Origin of the sequence: Pseudanabaena cinerea FACHB-1277, assembly GCF_014696345.1 — a bacterium.
In the GTDB taxonomy this organism is placed as follows: Bacteria; Cyanobacteriota; Cyanobacteriia; order Pseudanabaenales; family Pseudanabaenaceae; genus Pseudanabaena; species Pseudanabaena cinerea.
This window is the reverse complement of record NZ_JACJPY010000119.1, coordinates 1-9611: the sequence shown is the minus strand read 5'-3', so window position 1 is coordinate 9611 and position 9611 is coordinate 1. Positions and strand designations below refer to the sequence as shown.

The following is a 9611-nucleotide window of genomic DNA, read 5'->3' as shown; positions in this document are numbered from 1 at the left end:
CTAGATAGGTCATACTTACTATGACTTGACCTATCTTTTTTATCTTAAATCCTCAAATCCCCATCTACTCATACTTCCCATATCTTTTGTCGCCCCGTCAGGGATAGTTTTATGTGATCTTAATAATCTTCAAGATAATGATGAGATACAGCATCTATGCTTAAAATTATGTAAAGGATACAATCAAATTGGTAATTTAGCCTATGAATCTAGTGATATAGAAGTTGCTTTAGAATGTTATCAGGTAGCTTTAACATTATGCCCAAGCGATCATAGTAATATGCGATCGCAACTTTTATTTAATCGAGGAATTGCATTTATTAAAAATCATGATTTGGATTTAGCTCTAAGCGAATTTGAGGCAGCGATCGCTAGTAATCCTGATTTTGAAAAGGCTTACTATCAAAGAGAGCGAATTTTGTATCAGATTGATAGCCAATCTAAAAACTATCACTTTACCCATGACTGGTTTAGCCGCAACATCCCTTTACTGACTGAACATCTCAAAGATATGATTGGTAAACCTAATTTGCAATTCTTAGAAATTGGCAGTTGGGAGGGGCGATCGACCTGCTGGTTTTTAGAAAAAATCCTTACCCATGCATCATCGCAAATTACTTGTGTAGATACATTTGCTGGCGAAGCATATTTGAATCTTGAGCAAAATATATTAGAAAATGTTGAATCGAGATTTGATTGGAATATTAATCAAGTTGGCGCTGCTGCAAAAGTCAAGAAACATATTGGTGAGTCACAATATATTTTAAGGAATTTACCTCTAGATACCTACGATCTAATCTATATCGATGGTTGTCATTTAGCCATAGATGTTCTAAGCGATGCTGTTTTGAGTTGGGGACTACTGAAAAAAGGCGGATTAATGCTCTTTGATGATTATGACAAGGTATTTCCTGAAAATCCATCACAGAATACTAGTATTGCCATTGACGCATTTATAAAATGCTCTGCCCCTGAAATAAAGCTAATTCATCAATCGCATCAAGTTTATCTTCAGAAATTGTAGTCCACATTTAGTTATGCATTTAGTTATGCATTTAGCCTGATTGACTGCCCAAAGTATTTGAAATCCCCTGTAGCGCAGGCATCCTGCTCGATTCTGGAGGAAACTTGGGTCTGATCTACCTGTTAAACGCTAAAATTACAACAACCCCAGAGGGTTAAGCTTTTTATCGAGTTTGATTTTTACAAAAGCGCATAGTTAACGCATAGGTTTAATGAGCATAAAAGTCGTTCCCACTACAGCATTTTCAGACCAGAAGCCCGGAACTTCAGGTCTTAGAAAAAAAGTCACCGTATTTCAAACCCCTAACTATCTCGAAAACTTTGTCCAATCCATCTTTGACAGTCTCGAAGGATTTGCAGGACAAACACTAGTTGTCGGCGGCGATGGGCGCTATTACAATCGTCATGCCATTCAAGTAATCCTGAAAATGGCGGCAGCCAATGGTTTTGGCAAAATTCTTGTGGGACGTGGTGGCATTCTCTCCACGCCAGCCGCCTCCTGTGTAATTCGCAAAAATCAAGCATTTGGCGGCATCATCCTTTCTGCTAGTCACAACCCTGCGGGTAAGGATGGCGACTTTGGCATTAAGTACAACACCAGTAATGGCGGACCCGCACCCGAAAAGATTACCGATGCCATTTACAATATTACTAAGAGCATTGCTGCATACAAAATCTTAGAGGCTGATGATGTTGATCTCGATCGCCTTGGAGAGACACAACTGGGCAATACGATCATTTCAGTAATTGATTCTGTTGCTGATTATGCCGAACTGATGGAATCGTTATTTGATTTTGAACGCATTAAGTTATTACTAGCGTCTCCCGACTTCCGTATTTGCTTTGATGGAATGCACGCAGTCACAGGTCCCTATGCTCAAGAGATTTTGGTTAATCGGTTGGGCGCACCTGCCTGTTCTTTGCAAAGCTGTATGCCGCTCGAAGACTTTGGTAATGGACATCCAGACCCTAATTTAGTCTATGCCCATGATTTGGTGGATGTTCTCTATGGCGAAAATGCTCCTGATTTTGGCGCGGCCTCCGATGGGGATGGCGATCGCAATATGATTTTGGGGCGCAATTTCTTTGTCACCCCTAGCGACAGCCTTGCCATCCTTGCCGCCAATGCCCACCATGTCCCCGCCTATAAGGGTGGACTAGCAGGGATCGCTCGTTCTATGCCCACTAGCCAAGCTGCCGATCGCGTGGCGGCACGTCTAGGCATCGAGTCCTACGAAACCCCCACAGGTTGGAAATTCTTCGGTAATTTATTAGATGCGGGTAAAGCCACCCTTTGCGGTGAAGAGAGCTTCGGTACAGGTTCCAATCATGTGCGCGAGAAGGATGGACTATGGGCGGTACTATTTTGGCTAAATATTCTGGCGGCGCGGCAACAGTCCGTTGAGGCGATCGTCAAGGAACATTGGCAAATCTATGGGCGCAACTTCTACTCCCGCCATGACTATGAAGGTGTCGATAGCGATCGCGCCAATACTTTGGTGAATAACCTGCGTACTAAGGGCACAGAACTCGCAGGACAAAAATTTGGCAACTATGAGGTTGCTTTCTGCGATGACTTTAGTTATACCGATCCTGTAGATGGCAGCATCAGCAATAAACAGGGCATTCGCATTGGCTTCACCGATGGCTCACGCATTGTGTTCCGTCTGTCAGGTACAGGCACTGAGGGCGCAACCCTACGCCTCTATGTCGAAAGCTATGAGCCAAATATTGCCAAGCATTCCCTCGATACACAGGCGGCTCTGCAAGAACTCATTGATATTGCCGATGAAATCGCGCAGATCAAGGTCTTAACAGGACGCGATCGCCCCACTGTAATTACTTAGAAAATTACTTAGAAAATTACTTATGTAATTACTTAGAAAATTACTTAAAATTTACCACGGTTTTCAGGGTCGGGGCAAACCGTCGATCCTGAAAATTGCGATACAATGAAAGACTGATTTCTCGTAAATCCGATATGACTAGAGAAAAGCAACATAACCGACTCCAAGCACAGTTGGAAAACCTAGAGCAACAAACCAGCGAGCGATCTGCTGCCGATCGCCCCTTTGTCGTAGCAGCTTTTTATCATTTTGCAGACCTCCATGATTACGAAGCTTGGCAAGCGCCCCTAAAGCAGTTTTGTGAAGAACTAGGATTGAGAGGAACAATTTTACTCGCCAAAGAGGGCATTAATTCCACAATTGCGGGTACAAGGGAGGCGATCGATCAATTACTCGCCCATTTACGCAGTGATGCCCGCCTACAAGATTTAGAACATAAGGAATCTTTTTGTGCAGGGTTGCCCTTCCAACGGATGAAGGTAAGACTCAAAAAAGAAATTGTGAAGTTGGGCGTGCCTGAAATTAATCCCCGCGATCGCGTGGGAACCTACGTCAACCCTCAAGAATGGAATGATTTGATTAACGATCCTGATGTGCTATTGATTGATACGCGCAATACCTATGAAGTGGAATTTGGTACTTTTAAAGGGGCAGTTAATCCACATATTGAGACCTTTGGCGAATTTCCCAATTATGTCAAACAACTCGATCCAGAGAAGCATCAAAAAATCGCGATGTTCTGCACAGGCGGCATTCGTTGTGAGAAGGCAAGCGCCTATATGCTGTCACAGGGGTTCCCTGAGGTCTATCACCTTAAGGGCGGCATTCTCAAATATATTGAAGAAATTCCTGAAGAAGAGAGCATTTGGGAAGGGGAATGCTTCGTTTTTGACGATCGCGTTAGTCTTGCCTCAATATAATGATGTTTAGCAACGAAGGGGGGGGTAACTAGTTTGGCTGTTTCAGCCTGTGACAAGCCTTTAGCTAAATTTTTCTACAATCATTCGTAATGGCTCCATTTTTAGCTCAACTTTTAGGCCGTAATTTATTACAGGGCTATTGCTTTTAAAATAGCTATACTTGCATTAACAGGTTGATGTCAAAGTCGATCCTTAAATGGTAATGCAATAGTTTCTATTCTATAAGGGCTTACAAAATGTCTGCGGTTGCACAAATACAAAAGTTGGTGATCGCCAGTGGTAATACTGGCAAAGTGAAAGAGTTTCGTGATTATTTAGCGGATTTTGGGGTGACACTGATCGCTAAACCCGACAGTATTGATGTAGAGGAAACAGGCATAACCTTTATGGAAAATGCTCACCTCAAGGCTTCGCAAGTGGCGATCGCCACACAGTCTTGGGCGATCGCTGATGATTCGGGGTTGGAGGTTATGGCTTTAAACGGCGCTCCGGGGGTACTGTCTGCCCGTTATGCCGATAGTGATCCCGCTCGAATTGAGCGAATTTTGCAAGAACTAGCGCCCTATACCAATCGTGAAGCTCAGTTTGTATGCGCGATCGCGATCTCAGCCCCCGATGGCACAATTGCCGCCGATGCGCTTGGTGTTTGTCGGGGGGCGATCGCCGAATCACCAAGAGGGAGTGGTGGGTTTGGCTATGATCCCATATTTTTAGTGCCAGATCTGCAAAAAACCTTTGGCGAAATCGCGCCTGCAATGAAAGCGCAAATTAGCCACCGTGCTAATGCTCTAGCTTTGTTGCGCTCTAAGTTGCAGCACTTGACGCTGAAATAATACCCAATGGCAGCCCCAAGGCTAATAGAGCCGAGCCATAGGCTGCTTCGGTTTTTAACGGGTCTGTACTTAAAGATTGGAGGTTGGGCAAGTGGCGATCGCGGATCTTTGTCCAGGCCACATTTTTAGCGCCGCCGCCTGCCGTATAAACCTCCGTCACTGGTGCAGCACCCATATTTTGCAATAGGTCATAGCCCTGTGCCTCAATTCTTGCCATACTTTCAAGCAAGCCATGCAAAAATTCAACAGGATCGGCGGGGCGTGGCTCAAGGCGCGGCTTGAGTGCAGGATCATTAATGGGGAAGCGATCGCCAGTTTGGGGTAATGGATAATAATCAAGGGGGCTAGGGTAATAGGGATTGAGGCGATCGCTTAATATTGTGCTGAGGTCTAACAACTGCTGCTGCTCAAAAAACTGACGCAATACCGCACCACCGACATTTGAGGCTCCACCCACCAACCATAAACATTCCTGTGGGAAATTGTGCGAGCCATAATGCCAGCGATGGCTATAGATGCCATAGTTGGCATTATTGATCGGGCGATCGCTTACCACCTTTAGCACCATAGTCGAACCAAGGGAAGTCACGGCTGTCCCAAGGGCAGGGGCAGCAGTTCCGATGGTGGCAATAAAAGCGGCATTACTATCGGTTGTGCCAGCGACAATTTCGCAATCAAGCGGTAATGCTAATTTCTGGGCGATCGCTGCTTGGATTATGCCAACAGGATTACTGGGAGCGCATACTTGCGGTAGAACTAGACTTTGAGCATGTCCAGAGGCTCTAAGCCACATTTTTAGCCATGCAGGATAATCTAAAATTTGCGGATCGTAACCCAATTTGAGCGCATTGTGATAATCGCTAAAGCCAAGTTTGCCATGCAAACAATAACCCAACCAATCGGCTTGGTGCAGCAAGTACAAGAGATGTGAGGAAGGTCTTGCTAAATCTACTTGTTCGATCAACGTTATTAACTTTGCAAAGCTAGAACTGGCGTTACAGGCAATACTATCATTAGGAACTATTTGCTGAAGAACTTCTAGAACATCTAATGGACAGCGATCGCTATATATCATCGCAGGGGAGATCGCTTTACCTTGGCGATCGCATAGTAAGACTGTTGCTGAAGTGCCATCAATGAGAATGCGACCAATGTTCCGTTTGATTTTGATTGGCAATGCCATGATCAATTCATAGAGAGCGATTTGCCATGTGGCATAGTCTCCCAATTGATAATCTGTGCGCGTGATTGCCAATATTTCACCAGTTCTATTAATGGCGATCGCCCTTGCGCCAGAGGTTCCAAAATCGATGCCTAAACTGAAGTCATTCATGGATATGGATATGGATTATGTTAATCGATCATTCTTGCTAATCTGCTCTATGCCAATCTGCACTATTGTCTTTGATAGCGCATACCAGGATAAGTGGCGATCGCCCCTGCGAGCTCTAGATGGGTCAAAGCTCCCAATACTTCCCCCGATGGAGCTTTTACCTGCTCCACGATCCAATCTAGGCTGACAGGTTCACCAAAGCCGATTGCCTGCAAAATATTTTGCTGCAATGGCGGCAAATCAGTAATCACGATCGCAGGTTGGGATGCATCCAGATTGGGCAATGCGCCCAGAGCCTCTAGCAGTTCATCGACACCGAGTATCGCCTGAGCGCCCTTACCTAATAAATTGAGGCAACCCCTCGACTCATGCGCCTCCAGCGAATTAGGCAGAGCATAGACATCGCGCCCATAGTCGTTTGCCTGATAAGCAGTGATTAATGCACCAGACTTTTCGGGGGCTTCCATGACGAGGGTGACACGACTTAAGCCAGCAATAATACGATTACGCGCTGGGAAATGGTTCTTATCAGGCAATGTTCCCTGTGGGTATTCACTAACCACCAAGCCAGAATTGACAATCTGCTCGTAAAGGTGTTTGTGCTTGTAAGGATAGATGCGATCGACCCCAGTTCCCACTACGGCTACAGTCTGCCCACCTACATCCAAGCAGGCTTTATGGGCTTCACCATCAATCCCTTCCGCCATACCCGAAATAATCGTAAATCCTCGTTCCGCCAGAGTCGCAACAATTTTTTTAGTCCAACGCCTGCCGTAGGGGGTAGAGTTGCGCGTACCCACGATCGCTACGGTATTACGTTCGTGCCATTGCCTGAGATGACCGCGATAGTAGAGTAATGGCGGCGGATCGGCGATTTCCCATAGTAGTTGCGGATATTCGCGATCGCTCGGAGTCCAAAAGTTGAGATTGTTATGTTCATGGACAGCCAATAGTGACATCGGTTCTAATTCTTGCTGTGCTTGGCGAATTGCTTCTAAGGTTTGTCCACCGATGCCTTCTATAGCTTGCAAATCAGAAGGTGCAGCATTCCAAGCAGAGGACATGGAGCCGAAGGCTTGATATATTCGCTTGATCATCACCGAACCAATGCCGCGTACCTGCGACCAAGCTAGCCAATATGCTCTATCCATTGCCTAGTATTTGATATAACTATCAACTATTGTATCAGAAACCCTGACTGACTGACAAATCCCCCCAAAAAGCGGACAGGACAACCTCTCTGAGATCATCTCCCGCTCGCCTTGCTTACAGCGCTTTGCGCTCAAACCCAAACTTTTCCTTGTGGTTCATTTGAATTGATAAATCAATGATCGTGTATAGTAAACAACGATAGGGATTTAAAAATAATAATGAGTTTTGTTTTTGCAGATTTATTTGCTGGTATTGGAGGATTTAGGATTGCGCTAGAGAGTATAGGTGGTGAATGTATATTTTCTTCGGAGTGGGATAAATATGCACAGATGACGTACAAAGCTAATTTTGGCGATATTCCCAATGGAGATATTACCAAAATTGAACCATCTGCAATTCCAGATAAGATTGTTGCCAAGAACTCTCTGGTCTTGAAAGAGCTTATCGGTTATTTGGAAAAACATCAGTCAGAGATCATCGACTACGACCGCCGCAGACGGGTTGGTAAATGTATTGGTAGTGGACGCATGGAGAAAGGTGTTGATTTAGTTGTTGGTCATCGACAGAAAAAGAAAGGACTGAGTTGGAGTAGCAATGGTAGCAAAGCTTTAAGCTTGCTGAAGATAGCTGAACTTAATGGTCATTGGAATCATCTTTGCTTCCCTTCTCAACCTGTTTAGCCATCAACGAATTATTTACAGCAAGAAAAAACTCGAAAACTTCGCGTCTCTCAGTCAAATCGAAACCCAAACCCAATAAGGATTTCTAAATTAAGAAATGGCTAAGCCATTTCTTATCGCAGTTTGCAAGTTGTCCTTGACAACTTGCAAACCATCAAATCCATATTTCTTGTCCTTGGTTTTCAGCTTGTCCGTACCAAGGTGAAAAACGCGATAATTTTTGATTAGGGCTTAGTTGTGACGGTCAAAACCTGCGGCGGTGTGGCATCGGCGGGATAGAGAAAGTCAAACTGTACCACACGGCGATCGCCTGCGGGCATTGTCAAAATTGCTAGAGGTTTACCGCGTTCACCTCGGCGCAACTTCAAATGGACATAGCGCGTTTGTGGAATGCCATTATCATCGCGGAACCTTGCTCGCACGGAGCCGCGAAAGAAAACATCATCAGGGAGTGGTTCAAAAAACTGCAAACCACCAACGGGCTTATCGTATTTGATAGGATTTTGGAAAGCGAGAACCACCGTTTGCGTTTTATCAGTGGGATTGTGCAGAGGCAGCGTGAGATTGTACTGCACGCCATAGTTGCCGTGGGCAGAATAGGCAGTATCGGGATAGCGAACAGCTAGGGGGGCGGTCTGCACTTGCCCCGTTCCCATCGTGCCATATTGCAACAAACTTAACCCATAGGAATAGGATGCTCCCGCTTGCGGAATCGCCAAATCATTACTATCGCGATCGGTCAAATTGCCAAACCATTGAGAACCAAGCTGCACACCCGCCACCCGACTATATTCAAACCTTCCTTCGGTAAGATCGGGCGGTGTCGGCACAACATCACGGGGTTTCGCTAGTTCACCAGTTTTTAAAATATTTATCCATTCCTCCAGACTAGGGGCGCGTTCTGAACCATCAGCATTAAGACGAGCGTAGAGCGACAGAGTTGCCACATACACCTGTCCATCACTACGCAGTCGCGATAAACCCGATCGCCCATTTAGAGGTGGCTCTAATTCCTTAACAGGGATAGGCAGATTCATCAGCATTTGATATTGTCGCGGTGGAATCACGATCTGAGCAGGGAAAATATCCTGACGGCGACCGCGCAGAATATCCAGCATGGCGCGATCGCCAGGACCGCGATAGGTTGCCCCATCGTTATTAAGCGAAAAATTAGGCGCATCATAAAAAGGGGCATCGGGCTGGCTAAGATAGCTAGCTGCTTGCAAAACGTCAATGGTGACGGGTTGATCGGTGGGGTTATAGGCGATCGCACCAATATATAAAGTCCGTAAATCTTCAGGGGGTGGTGCTTTGGAGATGTGGTGCGTAAATAGATCAAAGCGCCCCTCAAAGGGAAAATTTAAATGCGCCTTAGGATGTGCCATGCCTGCCGTAGGAAAAGCCGACAGTAAAATTCCTTCTGTCTGCACAATTTCAGGGCTATTGCTATTAAACATCGGCACATTATCAAGACTGCCCCTCAAGGGACGCATCTCTTGCGGCTCTAGGATAATTTGACGTTGATTGGCAGCTTGAGCAAGTTTCGGCACTGTTTGATTATCTGTGTCGGCATTGGCTGCATTGGGAGAACCCACAACTACATTGGTCGCCAACAAACTAACTAAGAAAGCTTTCAACATAGGCTGTCCATAGAAACTGAGTAACTTTATTTGCTTCAATACTTCGGACATAAAAAAAGGGGAACAAAAAAGCTATTCATCGGATAAGGTGCAAGTAATGAATCAAAGCACCAAATGAATAGCATTAATGACATATTACCGAAAGTAGCAACCAAGGCACAACAGAAATTTCTGTCAATCCTG

Annotated in this window: 8 protein-coding genes; 5 read left to right on the top strand and 3 right to left on the bottom strand. The window is 45.3% G+C overall.

From position 1 onward, the window contains the following. Positions 1-280 precede the first annotated feature (280 nt). The 4 genes from H6F44_RS21025 (at position 281) to rdgB (ending at position 4623) form a co-directional block, all read left to right on the top strand. Entirely contained in the window at positions 281-1024 is a 744-nt protein-coding gene (locus tag H6F44_RS21025) for a class I SAM-dependent methyltransferase (RefSeq protein WP_190353050.1), read from the top strand. A gap of 211 nt (positions 1025-1235) precedes the next feature. Further along, the gene (locus tag H6F44_RS21020; RefSeq protein ID WP_190353049.1) at positions 1236-2870 is read left to right on the top strand and encodes an alpha-D-glucose phosphate-specific phosphoglucomutase; all 1635 of its coding nucleotides are present in this window, start codon (positions 1236-1238) and stop codon (positions 2868-2870) included. Positions 2871-3004: 134 nt separating this feature from the next. Continuing rightward, entirely contained in the window at positions 3005-3790 is a 786-nt protein-coding gene (gene trhO / locus H6F44_RS21015) for an oxygen-dependent tRNA uridine(34) hydroxylase TrhO (RefSeq protein ID WP_190353048.1), read from the top strand. Positions 3791-4026: 236 nt separating this feature from the next. Beyond that, entirely contained in the window at positions 4027-4623 is a 597-nt protein-coding gene (gene rdgB, locus H6F44_RS21010; protein WP_190353047.1) for an RdgB/HAM1 family non-canonical purine NTP pyrophosphatase, read from the top strand. On the opposite strand, the gene H6F44_RS21005 is transcribed toward rdgB, so the two are convergent. After that, entirely contained in the window at positions 4595-5956 is a 1362-nt protein-coding gene (locus H6F44_RS21005; RefSeq protein WP_190353046.1) for an FGGY-family carbohydrate kinase, read from the bottom strand. The genes rdgB and H6F44_RS21005 overlap by 29 nt on opposite strands. Positions 5957-6018: 62 nt before the next feature. Next, positions 6019-7107, bottom strand: a complete 1089-nt coding sequence (gene dprA / locus H6F44_RS21000; RefSeq protein WP_190353045.1) for a DNA-processing protein DprA — start codon at positions 7105-7107, stop codon at positions 6019-6021. A gap of 219 nt (positions 7108-7326) precedes the next feature. Between dprA and H6F44_RS23685 the strand changes: the two genes are divergently transcribed. After that, entirely contained in the window at positions 7327-7788 is a 462-nt protein-coding gene (locus H6F44_RS23685; protein ID WP_190353044.1) for a DNA cytosine methyltransferase, read from the top strand. Between the two features lie 224 nt (positions 7789-8012). Here H6F44_RS23685 and H6F44_RS20990 read toward each other — a convergent pair whose 3' ends face one another. Beyond that, on the bottom strand, positions 8013-9479 hold the full coding sequence (locus H6F44_RS20990) for a DUF3370 domain-containing protein (protein WP_242016685.1): 1467 nt from the start codon (positions 9477-9479) through the stop codon (positions 8013-8015). Between the last annotated feature and the right edge of the window lie 132 nt (positions 9480-9611).